Annotated in this window: 17 protein-coding genes, 1 tRNA gene and 1 riboswitch; of the genes, 4 read left to right on the top strand and 14 right to left on the bottom strand. The window is 68.0% G+C overall.

Annotated elements, in window-relative coordinates; all coding sequences use genetic code 11:
• From G3O06_RS38585 to G3O06_RS38595, 3 genes are all read left to right on the top strand, one after another.
• Positions 1–2,231, top strand: a 2,231-nt coding sequence (locus tag G3O06_RS38585; RefSeq protein ID WP_241020452.1) for a TonB-dependent receptor, incomplete at its 5' end; no start/stop codon positions are given.
• Positions 2,219–3,484: a sialidase family protein gene (locus tag G3O06_RS38590; protein WP_205819254.1), complete on the top strand. Its 1,266-nt coding sequence runs from the start codon at positions 2,219–2,221 to the stop codon at positions 3,482–3,484. The genes G3O06_RS38585 and G3O06_RS38590, both read left to right, overlap by 13 nt.
• On the top strand, positions 3,481–3,963 hold the full coding sequence (locus G3O06_RS38595; protein WP_205819255.1) for a TlpA disulfide reductase family protein: 483 nt from the start codon (positions 3,481–3,483) through the stop codon (positions 3,961–3,963). The genes G3O06_RS38590 and G3O06_RS38595 overlap by 4 nt, the downstream gene beginning before the upstream one ends.
• Before the next feature lie 79 nt (positions 3,964–4,042).
• Here G3O06_RS38595 and G3O06_RS38600 read toward each other — a convergent pair whose 3' ends face one another.
• The 7 genes from G3O06_RS38600 to pepN all read right to left on the bottom strand — a co-directional run bounded on the left by G3O06_RS38600 (position 4,043) and on the right by pepN (position 11,915).
• Positions 4,043–4,297 (bottom strand): GlsB/YeaQ/YmgE family stress response membrane protein, encoded by a 255-nt coding sequence (locus tag G3O06_RS38600; protein ID WP_059235555.1) that lies wholly within the window; start codon positions 4,295–4,297, stop codon positions 4,043–4,045.
• 262 nt (positions 4,298–4,559) lie between these two features.
• Positions 4,560–4,772, bottom strand: a complete 213-nt coding sequence (locus G3O06_RS38605; protein WP_175000608.1) for a hypothetical protein — start codon at positions 4,770–4,772, stop codon at positions 4,560–4,562.
• Entirely contained in the window at positions 4,769–6,502 is a 1,734-nt protein-coding gene (locus tag G3O06_RS38610) for an FAD-dependent oxidoreductase (RefSeq protein WP_205819256.1), read from the bottom strand. The genes G3O06_RS38605 and G3O06_RS38610 overlap by 4 nt, the downstream gene beginning before the upstream one ends.
• 164 nt (positions 6,503–6,666) lie before the next feature.
• A complete protein-coding gene (locus G3O06_RS38615; RefSeq protein ID WP_205819257.1) occupies positions 6,667–7,476 on the bottom strand; it encodes a LuxR C-terminal-related transcriptional regulator in 810 nt (269 codons plus the stop codon).
• A 169-nt stretch (positions 7,477–7,645) separates the two neighbouring features.
• Positions 7,646–7,721, bottom strand: a tRNA-Thr gene (locus G3O06_RS38620).
• Positions 7,722–7,928: 207 nt separating this feature from the next.
• The gene (locus G3O06_RS38625) at positions 7,929–8,942 is read right to left on the bottom strand and encodes a class 1 fructose-bisphosphatase (RefSeq protein WP_174918068.1); all 1,014 of its coding nucleotides are present in this window, start codon (positions 8,940–8,942) and stop codon (positions 7,929–7,931) included.
• A 279-nt stretch (positions 8,943–9,221) separates the two neighbouring features.
• A complete protein-coding gene (gene pepN, locus G3O06_RS38630; RefSeq protein ID WP_205819258.1) occupies positions 9,222–11,915 on the bottom strand; it encodes an aminopeptidase N in 2,694 nt (897 codons plus the stop codon).
• Positions 11,916–12,102: 187 nt separating this feature from the next.
• On the opposite strand from pepN, the gene G3O06_RS38635 reads away from it, so the two are divergent.
• Complete coding sequence (locus G3O06_RS38635) at positions 12,103–12,801, top strand: DUF4136 domain-containing protein (RefSeq protein ID WP_174918070.1); 699 nt, start codon at positions 12,103–12,105, stop codon at positions 12,799–12,801.
• Between the two features lie 52 nt (positions 12,802–12,853).
• On the opposite strand, the gene G3O06_RS38640 is transcribed toward G3O06_RS38635, so the two are convergent.
• The 7 genes from G3O06_RS38640 to G3O06_RS38670 all read right to left on the bottom strand — a co-directional run.
• On the bottom strand, positions 12,854–13,426 hold the full coding sequence (locus tag G3O06_RS38640) for a TMEM165/GDT1 family protein (protein WP_205819259.1): 573 nt from the start codon (positions 13,424–13,426) through the stop codon (positions 12,854–12,856).
• Positions 13,427–13,504: 78 nt separating this feature from the next.
• Positions 13,505–13,642, bottom strand: a riboswitch (yybP-ykoY riboswitch).
• A 157-nt stretch (positions 13,643–13,799) separates the two neighbouring features.
• Positions 13,800–15,116 (bottom strand): guanine deaminase, encoded by a 1,317-nt coding sequence (gene guaD / locus G3O06_RS38645; protein WP_174970239.1) that lies wholly within the window; start codon positions 15,114–15,116, stop codon positions 13,800–13,802.
• Positions 15,113–15,460 (bottom strand): hypothetical protein, encoded by a 348-nt coding sequence (locus G3O06_RS38650; protein WP_205819260.1) that lies wholly within the window; start codon positions 15,458–15,460, stop codon positions 15,113–15,115. The genes guaD and G3O06_RS38650 overlap by 4 nt, the downstream gene beginning before the upstream one ends.
• 27 nt (positions 15,461–15,487) lie before the next feature.
• On the bottom strand, positions 15,488–16,513 hold the full coding sequence (locus G3O06_RS38655; RefSeq protein ID WP_175223456.1) for an adenosine deaminase: 1,026 nt from the start codon (positions 16,511–16,513) through the stop codon (positions 15,488–15,490).
• 18 nt (positions 16,514–16,531) lie between these two features.
• The gene (gene xdhC, locus G3O06_RS38660) at positions 16,532–17,542 is read right to left on the bottom strand and encodes a xanthine dehydrogenase accessory protein XdhC (protein ID WP_174970242.1); all 1,011 of its coding nucleotides are present in this window, start codon (positions 17,540–17,542) and stop codon (positions 16,532–16,534) included.
• A 699-nt stretch (positions 17,543–18,241) separates the two neighbouring features.
• Positions 18,242–18,754 (bottom strand): disulfide bond formation protein B, encoded by a 513-nt coding sequence (locus G3O06_RS38665; protein WP_085039729.1) that lies wholly within the window; start codon positions 18,752–18,754, stop codon positions 18,242–18,244.
• 139 nt (positions 18,755–18,893) lie between these two features.
• Positions 18,894–19,843: amidase (locus G3O06_RS38670; protein ID WP_205819261.1), on the bottom strand; the 950-nt coding region annotated here is incomplete at its 5' end.

The raw sequence follows: 19,843 nt of genomic DNA on the forward strand, positions 1-19,843 counted from the left end.
TCGATGCCGCCGCACCCGCTTCGGCCGCTGCGGCCGTCGCAACCGTGCCGCCGGCGCCGGCGGGCGAAACGCTGACCGCCGTCAGCGTGACCGCACAGCGGCAACCGGTCGATCCGGACACGCCGGCCGTTGTCACGTCGATCACGCGCGAGCAGATCGAGTCGCACACCAACGTCACCACCGAGGACGCGCTGAAGTACGCGCCGAACCTGATGGTCCGCAAGCGCTATATCGGCGACCGCAACAGCGTGTTCGCTGGCCGCGACTTCAACGAACTGCAGAGCGCGCGCGGGCTCGTCTACGCGGACGGCGTGCTGCTGTCGAACCTGCTCGGCTCGAGCTACGCGTACCCGCCGCGCTGGTCGCTGATTCCGCCTGACGATATCGCGCGCGTCGACGTGCTCTATGGCCCCTTTTCCGCGCTGTATCCGGGCAACTCGATCGGCTCCACCGTGCTGCTCACGACGCGCCGCCCGGAAAAGCTCGAGGCGTCGCTGTCGACGCAGTTCTTTACGCAGCGCTACCACGACGGCTACGGATTCGCGGACAGCTTCGGCGGCAATCACCAGACCGCGCGGATCGCGAACCGCGTCGGCCGGTTCTGGTTCGCGCTGTCGCTCGACCGGCTCGAGAACAACGGTCAGCCGATGCAGTACGCGAGCCCCAATTCGGCGTACAACCCGAAGCTCGGCGCCGCCGTGCCGGTGACGGGCGCTGCGACCGACATCGGGCCCAACGGCCGGCCGCGGACGATCGTCGGCGCGCAGACGATCGAGCGGACCGAGCAGCTCAACGAGACGGTCCGGATGGGCTATGCGTTCACCGACCACGTCGATGCGACGCTCACGCTCGGGCATTGGGAGAACCATTACCGGCAGCACGGCGAGACCTTCCTGCGCGATGCGGCCGGCAATCCGGTCTACGGCGGCAACGTGTCGATCGGTGGCCAGAACATGACCGTCGCGCCGAACGCATTCGCGCCGCAGCGCGGCGACCAGGAAAACTGGCTGTACGCGCTCGGCCTGAACGGCCGGCTCGATTCCGGCTGGCGCCTGTCGGGCGTCGTGTCCGCGTACGACGTGTCGCGCGACGTGCTGCGCTCGGCGTCAACCGTGCAGGGCGGCGCAGGCACGCTGTTCCAGGGCGACGGCACCGGCTGGCGCACGCTCGACCTGAAGGCCGAGGCGCCGGAAGTGAAGGGCCATACGTTCACGTTCGGTTACCACTACGACAACTACTTCCTGCGCAACGTCACGTACAACACGGCCGACTGGCTGGCCGGGCCGACCACGTCACTGTCGAGCGTCTATCGCGGCGATACGCGCACGCAGGCGCTGTTCGGGCAGGACGCGTGGCGCTTCGCGCCGGGATGGCTCGCGACGCTGGGGTTGCGCTATGAGCGCTGGGACGCGTACGGCGGCGCGCTCGGCAATGCGAGCGGCACGCTCGGCTATGCGGACCGCAGCGCGAATGCGCTGTCGCCGAAGGTCGCGCTGCAATGGGATGCGACCGAGGTCTGGCGCTTCCGGCTGTCGTTCGCGACCGGCACGCGTTTCCCGACCGTCGGCGAACTGTTCCAGGGCACGATCTCGAACAACGCGATCGTCAACAACAACCCGAACCTGCGGCCGGAAAAGGCGATCGACTGGGATTTCACGGCCGAACGCGACGTGGGCGTCGGCGTCGTGCGCGCCAGCGTATTCCAGAGCGATCTGCGCAATTCGATCTACAGCCAGACGACGGTGTCGGGCGCGACGACGGTGACCAACATCTCGAACGTCGATCGCGTGCGTGTGCGCGGTGCCGAACTCGCGTTCAGCGGCGAGAACGTCGGGCTGCGCGGGCTCAGTCTTGACGCGAACGTGTCGGCGAGCAACGCGCAGATCCTCGCCGATGCCGCGAATCCCGCGTATGTCGGCTCGCGCTTTCCGCGGATTCCGCGCATGCGTGCGAACCTGCTCGCGTCGTATCGCTTCGACGAGCACTGGCTTGCGAGTGTCGGCGTGCGCTATTCGGGCCGCCAGTTCAACACGCTCGACAACAGCGACGTGAACCCGGATGTCTACGGCGGCACGAGCTCGTTCACGGTCGTCGACCTGAAGGCGCGCTACCGCCTCGACCGGCACTGGACCGCGTCGCTCGGCATCGACAACCTGACGGACCGCCGCTATTACGTGTTCCACCCGTATCCGGGCCGTACTTTCTATGGAGAACTGAAATGGTCGCTGTGAGATCGCTCGCGGCAGGCGGCGCGCTGTGGTTCGCGTTGCTGTCGCCCGCCGGTGCGCACGATGCGGCGAAGGCACCCGATTCGCACGCCGCGCATATGAGCATGCAGGCCGCGGCCGCGGCCGCGCAGCAGAAGCAGCCGCTCGCGACGGGGGCCGCATTCGACACGCATCATCGGCTATGGGTCGCGTGGGTCGAGGGCGCGCACGTCGTCGTCGCACATTCCGACGACGCGGGCCGCACGTTGTCCGCTCCCGTCACCGTCAACGCAATGCCGGAGCCGATCTACACGAGCGCCGAGAATCGCCCGAAGATCGCGACGAGTCCGGACGGGCGTGCGGTGTACGTGTCGTGGTCGATGCCGCTCGATGCGCCGTACACGGGCATGGTGCGCTTCGCGCGATCGCTCGATGGTGGCGCGACCTGGAGCGTGCCCGTGACCGTGCATCGCGACCGGCAGGCCATCACGCACCGCTTCGACATGATGTCCGTCGATCCGGCCGGCAACATCGCGATCGCATGGATCGACAAGCGCGATCTCGTTGCGGCGAAAGCGGCGGGGCAGGCGTACGAAGGCGCGGCTGTCTACTACGCGGTATCACGCGACGGCGGCGCATCGTTCGAAGCCGAACGCAAGGTGACCGACCACACGTGCGAATGTTGCCGCATCGCAATGGCGATCGATTCGGCCGGACGGTTCGAGGCCGCGTGGCGCAACGTGTTTCCGGGGCAGATCCGCGATCATGCGCTTGCCGTATTGCCTGTAACTGCGTTGGAGCCGGTCGTACCGGTGCGCGCGACGTTCTCGAACTGGCACGTCGAGGCGTGCCCCGAGCACGGGCCGGCGCTGGCGATTACGCCGGACGGCACGCGCCATCTCGCCTGGTTCGGCGTGGTCGACGGTCGGGCCGACGTGTTCTATTCGCGCATCGGCGCCGATGGCGAGCCGCGCGGCACGCCGTGGGCATTCGGCGCGAATCCCGCCGCGCCCGGCGAGCAGGCGTCGCATGCGGCGCTCGTCGCGCGCGGCGATGTCGTGTGGCTCGCATGGAAGGCGTTCGACGGCGACACGATGCAGATCAAGCTGCGCCGGTCGGACGATCGCGGCGAGCACTGGTCGGCGCCGCGCGTGATCGCAGCGACGTCGGGCGCAAGCGACAACCCGCAATTGCTCGACGATGCAGGGCGAATCTATCTGTCGTGGCGCACGCGTAACGACGGCTATCGGCTGATCGCAGTGGAGGGGGCGAAATGAAGCGGTTGATTGCATTGCTGGGCGTCGTGCTCGCGAGCGTGCCGGCGTGGGCCGGTGGCGAACTGCAGCCGCTGCGCGCGGCCGACGTCGCGCGCCTGTATGCGACCGCGTACGAGCGGCCGCTGGCGGTCGAGATCTGGTCGCTCGATTGCGGATACTGTCGCGAGAACGCCGCGCATCTGGTCGCGTGGCAGCGCCGTCATCCGGACGTGCAGCTCGCGATGGTTGCGATGGATGCATACGACGACAATGGCGCGGCGATCTCGCAGGCGCTCGCGCAGATGAACGTGCCGCCACAGGTCGCGCAGTACGCGAACGCGGAGCCGATGCCCGAGCGTCTGCGGGCGGTGCTCGATGCGGGATGGAGGGGGGAGATGCCGCGCACCGTGTGGATCGGGCGCGATGGCGTACGCGAAGCGCGCAGCGGATTGCTGACGGCCGACGTGCTCGACGGCTGGTTGCAGCGCGCGAAGCGCTGAACGGGCCGGCGGCGCGCGGCGAACGGGCCGCGCGCCGGCCTGATGCGAAAACGCGCCCGAAGGCGCGTGGAGAGAAGCGTCAGGCCGCTCGCTTGAATAGCCGGATCACGAACAGCAGGATCACCGCCCCGACGACCGCGACGATCACCGAACCGATGAAGCCGCTGCCGACGCTGATGCCGAGTATCCCGGCGAGCCAGCCGCCGATCACTGCGCCGACGATCCCGACGATGATGTCGACGATCAGCCCGAAGCCGCCGCCCTTGACGAGCAAGCCGGCAAGCCAGCCGGCGATCGCGCCGATGATGAGCCACATAATCAAGCCATGAGTCATGGTGATTCTCTCCTTGTGTTGTGTCGAATGACCGGACGTCGGCTGTGTCGCCGCAAGCTGAATGAAGGCGGCATTGCGACCCGCCGCGCCGCCCACGCAATGTAACGCGATAGACGGGTCGGAATCGTTAAGTAATGTTATGCACCCTTAACGGGATTTTCCAGGGAATTCGTCTACGTACGGCGAGGCTCGCGCTCGGGCGATGCGTGATGAAATGTATCTGTAATGAATGGCCGCCGGTGACGCCGGTCGGCCCTGAGCGTCATCCTTCGTGTGTTGGCGCCTGAATGCCGGCGTCGGGCAATCCGTCGCTGGCGTCGGCGATCAGCCGTGCGACGGTCGCTGCATCGCCGATCGCCTCGATCGACAGCAGCGCGAAGCGGGCGAGAAAGAGCGACGCATCGGCTTCGCCGATCCGCGTCATCGTGCGGCACAGGTCGGTGTAGAGGGTGTCGCGTTCGGTATCCGTCATCATGCGGTCTCCTGAGGATCGGTTGACGCGCACGGACGAACGGCGCGTTCGAGTGCGGCGCTCACGTCGCCGGCGCGAGCGTCGTGCCAGCGGCCGAGTACGTGACCGTCCGGCCGCACGAGATAGACGGTGCTGTCGCGCGCGCCGTACATGTCGAACAGCCGGCCGTCGTCGTCGTGGCCGCCGCAGGCCGGTTGCCGCGGTGCCGCATGCCGTGCGAGCGTGACGAGCGCGAACGGTATCCGCGCAGCCTGCAGGCGCCGTTCGAGATCGACGAGCGTCGGATCGGGCACGCCGTCGGACGTGAAGCAGAAGGCGGTGAAGCGCGGGGCGACGAGATCGGTCAGGTGGCCGCGGCGCATGTCGCTGCCGTGCGCCTCGTACAGCGTCAGCGGGCATTCGGCGAGCACCGTGCCGGGCGCGGGGCCGGCTGAAAACGTGTCGCGTTCGGCTGCGTTGAGCGACGACGTCGCATAGGCGATGGCGGTCGTCTGGCGCGGATTGATCAGCGAACGCAGCGCCGGATGCCGGACCGCGAGCGACAGCACGGCCTTGCGCATCAGTTCGAAGGCAAACGACGGCGGCGCCATGAACTCGGTACTCTTCGTGCCGTAGCGCAGGTTCTCGTGTGTCGCGAACACGCGTTCGTCCGAGTAGCTGTCGAGCAGCGCGTCCGACGCAAGGTCGCGAATCACGTACGCGAGCTTCCATGCAAGGTTGTCGGCATCGTCGATGCCCGAATTCGCGCCGCGCACGCCGAAGATCGGCACGAGATGCGCGGCGTCGCCGCAGAACAGCACGCGGCCGTGCCGGTAGCGTTCGAGCGTCAGCGCGTTCGCCTTGTAGATCGTGATCCAGATCGGCGACCAGTCGCCGCGCTCGCCCATCATGTCGAGCAGGTCCTGCACGCGCGGGATCACGTTCTCCGGCTTCACGGCCGCTTCGGGATCCTCATCGTCGCGCAATTGGTAGTCGATCCGCCACACGTTGTCGGGCTGCTTGTGGACGAGCACCGTCGAGCCCGGGTTCGACGGCGGATCGAAGTACGCGAGCCGTTCGGTCGGCCGGTCGCTGTCGAGCGCGATGTCGACGATCACGTAGCGGCCCTCATAGCTCGTGCCCTGGAGCGACAGGCCGAGCGCGTCGCGCATCGTGCTGCGTCCGCCGTCGCACGCGACGACCCAGTCGGCGTCGAGCGCGTAGCCGCCGAGCGGCGTGTCGACGTCGAGGCGCACACCGTCCGGTTGCCGGGTCACGCCGGTGACTTTCGCCTGCCAGCGGATCTCGATGAGTTCGGGGCGGCGCAGCGCGGCGTCGAGCAGAAACTGCTCGATGTGATACTGCGCGAGATTCACCATCGGCGGCAGCTTCTGGTTTTCGTCCTGCGGCATCGTGAAATGCAGCACTTCGTCGCGACGGTAGAAGCTGCGTCCGCCGGTCCACGGCAGCCCCGTGTGCAGGAACTTGTCGAGTGCGCCAAGCCGCTCGATGATCTCGAGGCTGCGCCGCGAGATGCAGATGGCGCGGCTGCCGTGGCAGACCGCGTCGTCGGCTTCGATCAGCACACTGCGGATGCCGTGGTTCGCGAGGCCGAGCGCGACGGCCAGGCCGACGGGGCCGCCGCCGACGATCGCCGCGCGATGCCGGTGCGTATCGATACCGTCGTCGCAGGCCGGCAGATGCGCGGGATGGCGCTCGGCGACGAACGGGTAGGGCTTGAAGTCGATATCCATCGTTGGCTTCCAGGGGAGTGCGGTTCGACGTGCACGCGCGCGGGGGCAACGCGTGCAGGCTGTCGACGCAGTATGGAAGCCGGGCGGAACTCCGCTGTCCCCAATCCGGGTACAGCAAGCCGACCGGGATTTACCCCGATTCGGTCGTCACGGGCCGGTTCGGTTCAGGGCTGCAGACAGAGCGCGAACAGCTGGCGCTGGCTCGAGATGCCCAGGCGCCGGTACGCGCGCTTCTGGTACGTGACGACGCTCGACGCCTTCACGCCGATCGTCTCACCGATCTCGTGCGCGGTCTGGCCTTCGAGCACGCCGCGCAGCACGTCGAGTTCGCGCTTGGACAGCGCCGGGCATGCGCTGCGCAGCCGTGCGAGCATCTGTTGCGGGATACCGATCTGCGCCGCACCGGCGAGCGCGTAGTGATGCTTCGCGGCCTGCGCGATCAGCGGCGCAAGCGCCTCGATCTCCGCGATCTCACGCGGCTGGAATGCGCCGCTGCGATGCGCGCGGTACAGGTTGATCGACAGCCAGCTCGCATCGTTGGGCTGCATCAGCAACGACAGCCGGTCGGACACGTCGGGGCCGCGGTAGCAGGCCGCGCGATACGCATCATGATCGATCTCGTCGCCGGCCTGCTGGTGCAGCAGCAGGTCGTGGCGGCGCGTGCCGCGATGCGCGCTCGACACGATCGTCTGGTTGCCGTCGAGCGCGTAGAAGTGCCGCGCGTAGGTGTCGGCGACGTCGCGCAGGTAACGGCCGCCGCGATGGTCGGCGACGGATAGCGTGCGCGGGCGGTTGCCGAACTCGTACGCGAAGATCGTGCATTGCGTGACCGACAGCGCGTCGTCGAACAGCTTCAGCACTTCGGCCGCGAATGCGTTCGGTTCGCTGTCGCCGATCGCTGCGACGAGGCGCGTCGCACGCGATACGTCCAGTTGCCCGGTGAGGTTCGGTCGCTCGAGACGCCAGGTGCGCATGATGCTCGGAAAGGGCGGGGTGATCCGTCGATTGTAATCGGCGGGGTGCGGCGCGGGAGTCGGGTGATGCCCGCAAGCGGAGCGGACGCGGGCAGAAGGAGCGGCACACGATTCGGTGCCCGGAATGAGAAAAGGGCTGACAAGCATTGCTTGTCAGCCCTTTATAACTTGGTGCCGGAGATAGGAGTCGAACCTACGACCTTCGCATTACGAATGCGCTGCTCTACCAACTGAGCTACACCGGCATCAGAGAAACGAAATTATAAGGTGAAATCTGAGACCTTGGCAATAGGTTTTGCGAATTTTTTTCAGCTTGCTGCTGCTGTTTCGCGAAACTCATCGACTCGGCAAACTTCCCGCTTCGTTTCACTGCGATACGACCCGTTGGGGTCACATCGAGAGGCGCGATTGTACGTACGTCGCGCGACACTGTCTAGTGCTGCAGTGCAAATTTATTCGTTTTCCTGGTGGTAGCCGGTCACGCGCTCGACTTCGTTCTTCGAACCGAGGAACACCGGGACGCGCTGATGCAGGCCCGTCGGTTGCACTTCCATGAGGCGCTGCGTGCCGGTCGTCGCGGCGCCGCCCGCCTGTTCGACGATGAACGACATCGGGTTCGCTTCGTACATCAGGCGCAGCTTGCCCGGACGATCGGGCGTGCGCTTGTCGGCCGGGTACATGAAGATGCCGCCGCGGTTCAGGATCCGGTGCACGTCGGCAACCATCGATGCGATCCAGCGCATGTTGAAGTTGTCGCCGCGCGGGCCGTCCTTGCCGGCGTTCAGTTCGTCGACATAGCGCTTGACCGGGTCGTACCAGTGGCGCGCGTTCGATGCGTTGATCGCGTATTCGCGCGTGTCGGCCGGGATCTGCATGTTGCTCTGGGTGAGCACCCACGAGCCGACTTCGCGGTCGAGCGTGAAGCAGTTCACGCCGTTGCCGGTCGTCAGCACGAACACCGTCTGCGGGCCGTACACGGCGTAGCCGGCCGCGACCTGCTGCGTGCCGGGCTGCAGGAACGATTCTTCGGTTGCCTGCTTGCCGTCCGGGCAGCGCAGCACCGAGAAGATCGTGCCGATCGACACGTTCACGTCGATGTTCGACGAGCCGTCGAGCGGATCGAACACGAGCAGGTATTCGCCGCGCGGGTAGTTCGCCGGGATCGGGAAGAACGTTTCCATTTCTTCCGACGCCATCGCGGCGAGGTTGCCGCCCCATTCGTTCGCGTCGAGCAGGATCTCGTTCGACAGGATGTCGAGCTTCTTCTGCACTTCGCCCTGGACGTTCTCGCTGCCGGCGGTGCCGAGCGCTTCGCCGAGCGCGCCCTTCGACACGTTGTAGCTGATCGCCTTGCACGCGCGTGCGACGACTTCGATCAGCAGGCGCAGGTCGGCGGGGAGGTTGTTGGTCTCACGTTGCTGTTCGATCAGGAACTTCGACAGCGTGGTGCGGCGGGCAATGGACATGACAGACTCCAGAAGGCCAAAGAATCCTTGAATGGCCGCAATTTTACCCGTCGTGCCTCCCGTGCCGCCGGGTTTTTTCGTCCGGTTACATGGCCGGGCGGCCGGGCCGGCCCGGTTTCCGGTGGTGGAAACCGGCGCGACGCGCTTTGCAGCGGCGGCAGGCGCCGCGGTCAGACCCCGCGATTGCGCCCGGTTCCAGCAGTATTCGCACAATAAAAAAGCCGGTGCCGCGACGGGCGGCACCGGCTGTATCGCGCAGGCGCGATGCGGGCGATGGCGTTACGCGAGCGCCTTTTCGACGATCTCGCGCACGTCGCGCGATTTCGCACCGGCGGCGACCTGCTCGAGCGCTTCGCGCATCCGGTCGCGCAGCGCGGGTGTGAAGCGGCGCCACAGTTCGAGCGAGCGGGCGAGGCGCGCCGCGACCTGCGGGTTGATCGCGTCGAGCGCGAGCACCTGTTCGGCCCAGAACGCGTAACCCGAGCCGTCCGCCGCGTGGAACTGCGCGGGGTTGGCCGCGCAGAAGCTGAAGATCAGCGAGCGTGCGCGGTTCGGATTCTTCAGGTTGAACGCGGGGTGCGCGAGCAGCTTGCGAACCTTCGCGAGCGTCGGCTGCGCGGGCGTACCGCGTTGCGCCGCCTGCATCGCGAACCACTTGTCGATCACGAGCGCTTCCTTCTCGAAGCGCTGGTAGAAGTCGGCGAGCGCGCGCTCGGCCGGTTCGCTCGCGCCGGCGGCCGCGGCGGACAGCAGCGCGCCGAGCGCAGCCGCGCGATCGGTCATGTTGTTCGCCGCATCGTATTGCGCGGTCGCGAGGCGCACGGCATCGGCCGGATCCTCGAGTTCGGCGAGATACGCGAGCGCGAGGTTCTTCAGCGCGCGGCGGCCGGAGGCCTCCGGCGTCGGTTCGTAGGCGCCGGGCGTCTGGTGCTGTTCGTATGCGGCGAGCCAGTCGGCGCGCAGTGCGGTGGCGAGCCGGCGGCGCACGAACTGGCGCGCGCGATGCACGGCAGCCGGATCGGCTTCGGCCATCTGATCGGCCAGGTAGGTTTCCGACGGCAGCGTCAGCGCGAGTTCGCGGAACGCCGGCGACAGCGTCGCGTCGGTCAGCACGCGGCGGAATGCGGCGACGAAGTTCTCGCCGAGCGTGAGCGGCTCGTTCGCCGCGGCCCGCGCGGCGAGCGTCAGCAGCGCGCGCGTCGCGAGGCGCTGGCCGGCCTCCCAGCGGTTGAACGGATCGCTGTCGTGTGCGAGCAGGAACGCGAGGTCGTCGTCGCTGTAGTCGTACTCGACGATCACCGGCGAAGAGAAGTTGCGCAGCAGCGACGGCAGCGGTTGTTCCGGCACGTCGACGAACGTGAAGGTCTGCTCGGTGTCGGTGAAGTCGAGCACGCGCGTCGTGCCTGCCGCGGCCGCTTCGCCGTCGAGACGCAGCGACAGGTCGCGGCCGTCGCGGCCGATCAGGCCGATCGCGAACGGAATCAGCAGCGGCCCCTGCTGCGTTTCGCGCGCGGCCGGCGACGCGTCGCCGTAGCCCTGCGCGAGCGTGACCGTATAGCGGCGCGCGGCTGCGTCGTACGCGGTGCGCACCGACACGCGCGGCGTGCCGGCCTGGCTGTACCAGCGCTCGAACTGCGAGAGGTCACGTCCGTTCGCGTCGGCCATCGCGTGACGGAAGTCGTCGCAGGTCACGGCGTGCCCGTCGTGGCGCTTGAAGTACAGGTCCATCCCCTTGCGGAAGCCGTCGCGGCCGAACAGCGTCTGGTACATCCGCACGACTTCCGAGCCTTTCTCGTAGACGGTCATCGTGTAGAAGTTGTTGATCTCGACGTAGCTCTCCGGGCGCACCGGGTGCGCCATCGGGCCCGCGTCCTCGGCGAACTGCAGCTGGCGCAGCACGCGCACGTCCTCGATGCGCTTGACCGCGCGGGCCGCCGATTCGATGTCGTCGCCCGCGGCCATGTCGGCCGAGAATTCCTGGTCGCGGAACACCGTCAGGCCTTCCTTCAGGCTCAACTGGAACCAGTCGCGGCAGGTCACGCGGTTGCCGGTCCAGTTGTGGAAGTACTCGTGGCCGACCACCGATTCGATGTTCGCGAAGTCGGTGTCGGTCGCGGTCTCGGGGTTCGCCAGCACGTACTTCGTGTTGAAGATGTTGAGCCCCTTGTTCTCCATCGCGCCCATGTTGAAGTCGCCGACCGCGACGATCATGAAGCGGTCGAGATCGAGCTCGAGGCCGAAGCGCTTCTCGTCCCAGCGGATCGAGTGGATCAGCGAATCCATCGCATGGCGCGTCTTGTCGAGGTCGGCGGGCTCGACCCACACCTGCAGCAGCTTTTCCTTGCCCGAGCCGGACGTGATCTTTTCCTCGATCGCGACGAGCTTGCCTGCGACGAGTGCGAACAGGTAGCTCGGCTTGCGGAACGGGTCTTCCCACTTCGCGAAGTGGCGGCCGTCGGGCAGGTCGCCGGAATCGACGAGGTTGCCGTTCGACAGCAGCACCGGGTACGCGGCCTTGTCGGCGCGCAGCGTCACCGTGTACGACGCCATTACGTCCGGGCGATCGAGGAAGTAGGTGATGCGGCGGAAACCTTCGGCTTCGCACTGCGTGAAGAAATTGCCGCTCGATACATAGAGGCCCGACAGCGTCGTATTCTGGTCGGGTGCGCATGCGCTTTCGAGCGTCAGCTCGAATGCATCGGGAACATTCTCGACGGTCAGCCCGTGCTCGTGCGCACGCACGGCGCCATGCGGCGCGCCATCCAGGTGTGCGCCGAGGAATTCGAGCGCTTCGCCCATCAGCTCCAGGTGCGGCGCGGGCGCGGCGTCCGGATTGCGGCGCACGCGCATCGTATTCCTGACGATCGTACGGGCCGGCGCGAGATCGAATTCGAGCGCGACGGAATCGATGAGGAAGGCCGGCGGCGTGTAGTCGGCGCGGCGGATCACGGTGGAAGATGCGTTGTCGGACATGGTCGTCGAGATCGGTGGAGTGGGGGACGGGCCCGTGGCACAGGCCGGGCGAACCGGGCCATTGTACAAAGGCTGGCGGCCGCGTGCCGGGCGAACTTTTTACTGGTTCCGGGAGTCCGCGTATTATCGGCATCCCGTTACGGTTCGCGCGGTGCGACGAACGGGTGACGGATCGAAGAGGATCAACATGAAACGCGAATGGATTCAACGCGGTGCGGGCTGGGCGGCGGTGCTGTGCGTGGCGCTGCTGACCGGCTGTACCAGCTACGTGACGACCCAGGTCACGGCCTTCTCCGACTGGAGCGGCAGCGACGCGACACGCACCTATGCGTTCACGCGCACCGATGCGCAGAAGAACAGCATCGAGCAGTCGACCTACGAGCCGATCGTCGCGAACGAGCTGTCCACGTATGCGTTCCGGCAGGTGCCGCAGGCGCAGGCGCGGTATCTCGTCGGGCTGACCTATGCGGTCGGCAGCGATCTCGTGACGGTGCCGCAACCGGTCTATTACGATCCGTGGTTCACGCCCGGGCCGTACTGGCGGGGCGGGCCGTGGGGCCCGTGGGGGCCCTGGGGGCCGATGCCGGCCGGCTATGTCGCGCAGACGTACCAGGTGTTCGACTACACGCTCGGCATCCGCATCACGGAGCGTGCGACGGGCAAGGAGGTGTACAACGTGTCCGCGCGCACGACCGGCGACAACGGCACGCTGCTGTACGCGATGCCGTTCCTCGCGCGCAGCGCGCTCGCCGATTTCCCGCTGTCGAACGGTGCGGTTCGCTCGGTCCGGCTGCCGGTCGACAAGCGCGGCGGCCCGGCGGCGCCGGCCGCCAACGAGCGCGTGGTGCCGGCGGCGCCCGCTTCGGGTGCAGCCGCCGCGAAGTAACGCGGTATCCCTCTCGGCGCGGCCGCTCGGCCGCGCCGGCCATTCCCTTCCGTCAGACCCCGATACCCAGCAGCGCCAGCGCGCCGAGCACGACGAACAGCACGGCCGCGATCGCGTGCACGAGCTTCGTCGGCAGGCGGTGCGCGAAGCGGTCGCCCAGCAGGATCGCGGGCACGTTCGCGAGCATCATCCCGAGCGTCGTGCCGGCCACCACACCGATGTAGTCCTGGAAGCGCGCGGCCAGCGCGACGGTCGCGATCTGCGTCTTGTCGCCCATTTCCGCGAGGAAGAATGCGACCAAAGTCGCGCCGAACACGCCGAGCCGCGAACGGTTGGCATTGGCTTCGTCGGCATCGAGCTTGTCCGGCACGAGGATCCACAGCCCCATCGCGATGAACGAGAACGCGAGCGCCCAGCGCATGATCGACGGCGTGACGAGCACGCCGAGCCATTCGCCGAGCGCGCCGGCGAAACCGTGGTTCACGAGCGTCGCGACGAGCACGCCAAGAATGATCGGCACCGGCTTGCGATAGCGCGCGGCCAGTACGAGGGAAAGCAGTTGGGTCTTGTCGCCGATTTCAGCGAGGGCGACGGCGCCGGTGGAGATCAGGAAGGCTTGGGACACGTATGGGGTTCCACGGGCCGATGTTGTGCGTGCGAGCGACGATCCACGGCGCGCCGGGCCCTGATGCGGCACGCTGTGAACCATCGGTCTCGCCAGGCCTAGGTGGCTGCGTCCGCCATGGCCGTACGGCCAAGTCTGTTGACGGACGCCTCCGTCACGATGCGCGCCGGGGGCGCGGGACATCGAGCGGAGCGGCTACTCCCCAATGAGCGGCGAATTCTAGCACGGCGCGTCGCGCGCGGGAAAGCGGACGGGCGGCGCGGTGCCTGGCGTCGGGGCGGGATCGGCATACGGCCATTGCCGGTGGTATGGCAGGCCCGCCAGGCGCGGCGGCGGATGCCGGCGCATGCCGGGACGAGCCCCCGGCAGGCCGTTACGCGGCGGGGCGGCGTGCTGCGCCGCGCTCGTGGACGAGGTTGCCGGCCGCATAGGTGCGGTACACCGCGCGGTCGTCGCCGAGCAGCGCGAACGCGAACAGCAATTCCTCGAGCGAATCCGCGCGCTTCGTACGGCGCGCGAGCAGCGGCGTGGCCTGCGGATCAAGCACGACGAAGTCGGCCTCGGTACGCGGCGCGAGCGTGCCGACCGTATCGGTGAGGTCGAGTGCCTGCGCGGCGCCGGCCGTCGCGAGCCAGAACATCCGCGTCGCGGTCAGGTGATGGCCCGACAGCCGCGCGACCTTGTGCGCTTCGTTCATCGTCTGCAGCATCGAGAACGACGTGCCGCCGCCGACGTCGGTCGCGAGCGTGACGGGCACGTCGTATTCACCGGCCTTGTCGAAATCGAACAGCCCGCTGCCGAGGAAGAAGTTCGACGTCGGGCAGTGCGCGACGACTGTGCGCGTCTCGGCCATCCGGCGGCGGTCCTCGTCGTCGAGGTGGATGCAGTGGCCGTACACCGCGCGCGGACGCAGCAGCCCGTAGCGGTCGTAGATGTCGAGATAGCTGCGATGGCCGGGGAACAGCTCGGCCACCCATTTCACCTCGTCGACGTTCTCCGCGACGTGGCTCTGCACGAACACGTCCGGATGGCGCCGCGCGAGTTCGCTGCACGCCTCGAGTTGCGCCTCGGTCGACGTGGGTGCGAAGCGCGGCGTGAGCGCGTACATCTGGCGGCCCTTGCCGTGCCAGCGGCCGATCAGCTCGGCGCTGTCGTCGTAACCCGATTGCGCGGTATCGCGCAGGAATTCGGGGCAGTTGCGGTCCATCAGCACCTTGCCCGCGATCATCCGCAGGTCGCGCGCGTCGCTCGCCGCGAACAGCGCATCGGCCGACTGCTTGTGCACCGTGCAGTAGACGAGCGCGCTCGTCGTGCCGCAGGCGAGCAGTTCGTCGACGAAGAAGTCGGCGACTTCGCGCGCATGCTCGGGATCGCCGAACTGGCGCTCGGTCGGGAACGTGTACTTGTCCAGCCACGGCAGCAGGCCCGGCGCCGGCGACGCGATCATGTCGGTCTGCGGATAGTGGATGTGCGTGTCGATGAAGCCGGGCACGATCAGCTTGTCGCGCAGGTCGTGGACGATCGCGTCGCGCGCGAGCGTCGCGGCGAGTTGCGCGTACGGGCCGGCCGCGACGACCTTGCCGTCGTCGACGATCAGGAGGCCGTCGGTCTCGTAGTTCGCGGCCTGGCTCGATTGGGCCGGGTCGCCGTTGAAGGTCAGCAGCTGGGAACGAAAAGCGGTTTGCGTCATGACGAATGGTCCTGCATCAAGGTAAGGCGAACAGAAGAAAACGAGCGACGCCGCGTGAGGGTGGGGCGGCGCTTCGCGAGCGGTTGCAGCACGCTGCGTGCGGTACGACCGGATGCGATTGCGCGGGCGAACGTGGCGGCCGAAGCCGCCAGCGAGTGGTTGCCGGCGGGCCTCGCAGCCGTTGCGCTCGCGACCGGTGCGGCAGCGAACCGAATGGCAAACCGCGACGGCAGACGCGCGCGAGCGACGACGAACGGCGCCGCCGCCGCGCGCTCACGCACGCGATCGTCCCGGCGCAAGGCCGGGCCGGTGGTCGCGAAGCGGATGCCGTTGCCGTGTTTCATCTGTCTAGCGTTCCTCGATGCCGGCCGTCACGCGGCTTGCCAGTACGCGTCGAGGCGCGCGTACAGTGCGTCGCGCTGCGCCGGTTCGATGAACGACGCCTCGAAGCCGTTGCGGATCACCGCATGGACTTCGGCATCCGTGAGTTGCAGCCCTTCGGCCGTCGCGAAGTAGTTTTCGTTGACGTAGCCGCCGAAATAGGCCGGATCGTCGGAGTTGATCGTCACCGCGACGCCGCGATCGAGCAGCGCCTTCAGCGTGTGCTTTGCCATGTCGTCGAACACGCACAGCTTGAGATTCGACAGCGGGCAGACGGTGAGCGCCGTGCGCGTTTTCGCGAGACGTTCGACCAGTGCCGCGTCCTCGATGCTGCGCACGCCATGGTCGATCCGGTCGACCTTCAGCACGTCGAGCGCTTCATAGATGTACGCGGGCGGGCCTTCCTCGCCTGCATGCGCGACGAGCTTCAGCCCGAGCGCACGCGCCTTCTCGAACACGCGTGCGAACTTGGTCGGCGGATGGCCGAGCTCGGACGAGTCGAGGCCCACGCCGATCAGGCGATGGCGATAGCGCTCGAACAGCGGCAGCGCGGATTCGAACGTCGCGAGCGCGTCCTCTTCGGACAGGTGGCGCAGGAAACACAGAATCAGCTTGCTCGACAGGCCGCGTTGTTCGGCATCGGCGAGTGCACGCTCGATGCCCGCGACGACCGTCTCGATCGGCACGCCACGCTCGGTGTGCGTCTGCGGATCGAAGAACAGCTCGGTGTGGACGACGTTGTCGGCGAGCGCGCGTTCGCAGTACGCGGCCGTCATGTCGTAGAAATCCTGCTCGGTCAGCAGCACGCTCGCGCCTGCGTAATAGATGTCGAGGAACGACTGCAGGTCGGTGAATGCGTACGCGGCGCGCAGCGCGTCGATCGAGTCGTACGCGAGCTTCACGCCGTTGCGCTGCGCGAGCGCAAAAATCAGTTCGGGCTCGAGCGAGCCTTCGATATGGATGTGCAGCTCCGCTTTCGGCGCGCGGGCAATCTTGTCCTTGAATGTCGGGGTCATGGCGTTGTTCTTGGTCGGTCAGTAGGTAGGGGAAGCCTGCGCTGCCGCATTCGCGTTCGCTTCGACGGCCTGCAGCAACTGCGCGGCCACCGAGATCGCGATCACTTCGGGCGCCTTGTCGATGATGCCTTCGACACCGATCGGGCAGCGCATCCGCGCGACCTGGGCCGGGTCGATGCCGATGGCTGCAAGGCGATGATCGAACTGCACGCGTTTCGCGTGCGAGCCGGTCATTCCGAAGTACGCATAGTCGCCGCGCCGCAGGATGCGCTCGGCCAGCACGAAATCGAGTGCGTGGTCGTGCGTCATCACGACGAAGTAGGACTGCGGCGGTGCTGCGTCGACCGCGTCGGCCGGGGCAGCGGCCGCTTCGATCGCGAGGTTGCCGATGCCGGCAAGTGCGTCGGCCGGCGGGAACACCGCATCGGGCCCGTCGATCCAGCGCACGTGGCACGGCAGCGTCGCCAGCACTTTCACGAGCGCGGTGCCGATGTGCCCGGCGCCGAACAGCACGACGGGGAACGCATACGGCGCGATCGTTTCGGTCATCAGCGACACGCCGCCGGTTTCCCACAGCAGGCAGTCGGCACGCGCGGCTTCCGATTCGGGCTCGCTCAACAGCGGCGCGCCCGGCGAGGGGCCGAATGATACGCTACGCACGGTCGCGGCGCCGGCCGCGACACGCTTCGCGAGCGACATGATCCAGCCGAGATCGCCCACATCGAGCCGCTCGAACGCGAGCACCACGGCGCCGCCGCAGCACTGGCCGAGGCTCGGGCCGAGCGCGAGCCGTTCGAGCCGGCGCGCGTGCGGCACATGCGCGCCATCCTTCAGCAGATGCCGCGCGATCTCGATCGCCTTCCATTCCAGATGACCGCCGCCGATTGTATGGCGGGCCATGTCGCGCGTGACGAGCATCTTGGTGCCGGCTTCGCGCGGCGCGGAGCCGTCGGTGTGCGCGACCGTCACGAGCACGGCCGCTTCGCCATGCGCGAGCAGTTGCTGCAGATCGCCGAGCCAGGCTTCCATCAGCACGCTCCGTTCGGGACGACGCGGCACGACACGCGGCGCGGGTTGGCGAGCGTGGCGGCAACGATGACGGACGGGAGCGGCGCGGGCCGGCCGCACGGCCGATGCGGTGCGGCGGCAGCGCATCGGCGGCGCGCGCGGACGGCACCGCCGGATGTGCGGACGCCATGAGGATGACGGATGCGGATGGTTTGCGTTGTCATGATGAATCCAGTCGACATTGCGGATCGGGCGCGCGTTACGCAGGGGTGGTGAGACCGCCTGGCCTCGCGCACGTAGATCGCCATCCAGTCACGAAGATAGCACCGCAAGGCGACGGGAACATCGCGCGGCGGTGATCCGGGCTATCAGGAGGCGATCATGTCGATCATAGGCCCGCCGCGTGTGATCGGGGCGCCGAGGCGTGCACATCGGGCCGAAACGCAGGCGTGGCGGGGCTGGGCGCGGAAGTCGCGCGATGTGCCGTTCGCCCGGAGATCCGGGCGGCGGCGGGGTAGGTGTTTACGCGGGGCCGCCCAGGTGCGGCCGGCCAGGCGGGGTCGCTCAGGTGCGGCTGGCCGGGCGGGGCTGTCCAGGCACGACCCGTAAGGCGCGGCCCGCCGGGTTGGTCCGGCGAGCGCCCCGGGGCCGGGCGGTCAACGGCCGGCGGTGTGCGGCCCAGGCGAACGGGTCGCGCGCAGGCCGGTTGAAACCGGCCGGTCAGGCCACGAGCTTGCGGCGATGGCGCCAGAGGCTCGCGACGACCGCGATCAGGATCACGGCGAAGCCGATCAGCGCCCAGCCGGGCAGCAGGATGCCGAAGATCGGCGGATAGACGGTCTCGCACAGCCCGGCGACCTTGAACATGCCGGGGAACCACTGCGCGGGCGGCAGGCTGTCGACGATCGGCTGCAGCGTGTCGAAGCCGCAGCTGAAGCCCGGATTCATCTGGATCGACAGATGCCGGGCGGCCGTGCCGACGCCGCCGGCCGCGGCGATCGCGATCAGCAGCTCGAGCACCCAGACGCCGCGCCAGTTGCGGATCCCGGCGGCCAGGAACGCGAAGATCCCGATCGCGCAGAAGAAGTAGCGCTGGATGATGCACAGCGGGCACGGATCTTCGTTCTTCACGTACTGCAGGTAGAGCGCACCGGCCAGCAGGGCGATGCACACCCATCCGAGCAGCATCAGCAGGCGGCGTTCGCGGCGGATTGCGAGCGTGTAGTCGTTCATGTCGGCGGGGTTCCTCGTGGGTCGATCCGGAAAACAATCGCGCGATTTTAGCGCGAACGGTCTGGCACGAAACTGACAGCGCGCGTGCGGCAACCTGCCGCACCGCGCGTCCTGTCCGCCGGCGGTCGGTTGGCCGCGGTCAGCGGATCGTGTTCAGCACGGCCTCGACCGCCTGGCCGATCGCGAGCAGCGCGTCGTCGCGATGCGGTGCGGCCGCGAGCATCAGGCCGACCGGTGCTGCGTCGCGCGGATGGCAGGGCAGCGACAGCGCGCACGCGTCGAGGAAGTTGAACGCGCTCGGGTTGCGCAGGATCAGCGCGTTGGTGCGCGTGAACGCGGCGTCGTCCGCTTCGAGTTCGGCGATGCGCGGCGGCACGACCGGCACCGTCGGCGCGACGAGCGCATCGAAGCGCGACCAGACCGTGTGGGCGGCTTCGTCGAGCATCGCCGTGCGCGCGGCGAGCAGGTCGAGATAGTCGGCAGCGCTCGCGGGTTCGCCCTTCAGGATCCGCGTGAGCACGCGCGGGTCGTACTGGTCGCGGTGCTGCGCGAGCAGCGGGCGATGCCACGCGTAGGCCTCGATCGGCGAGAAGCCGAAGCGGTTGATCTCCGGCAGCCGGTCGAGTGCGGGGAAGCGGACCTCCGTGACGATCGCGCCGGCGGCTTCGAGATGCTTGAGCGCGGCGTCGAGCGCGGCCGCGACGTCGGCATCGACGCCGTCGGTCACGTGGTTGGTCAGCACGCCGAGCCGCACGCCTTCGAGCGGCCGGGCGGCCGGCACGTGAGGTTCGAGGCCCGCGAGCATCCGGTCGACGAGCGCGCAGCAGGCGACCGTCAGGCCGATCGGGCCGAATGAGTCGAGCGTCGTTGACAGCGGCACGCCGCCTTGCTTCGGGATCCGGCTCGCGGTCGGCTTGAAGCCCGTCAGCCCGCACAGCGCGGCCGGAATGCGGATCGATCCGCCCGTGTCGGTGCCGAGCGCGACGGCGGCCATCCCGTCGGCGACGGACGCGGCCGCGCCGGACGACGAGCCGCCGGAAATCCGCGCGTCGCCCGGCACGTCGCGGTGGTACGGCGAGCGCGGATGGC

Source organism: Burkholderia sp. Ac-20345, assembly GCF_017104825.1.
Taxonomy (GTDB): Bacteria; Pseudomonadota; Gammaproteobacteria; order Burkholderiales; family Burkholderiaceae; genus Burkholderia; species Burkholderia lata_B.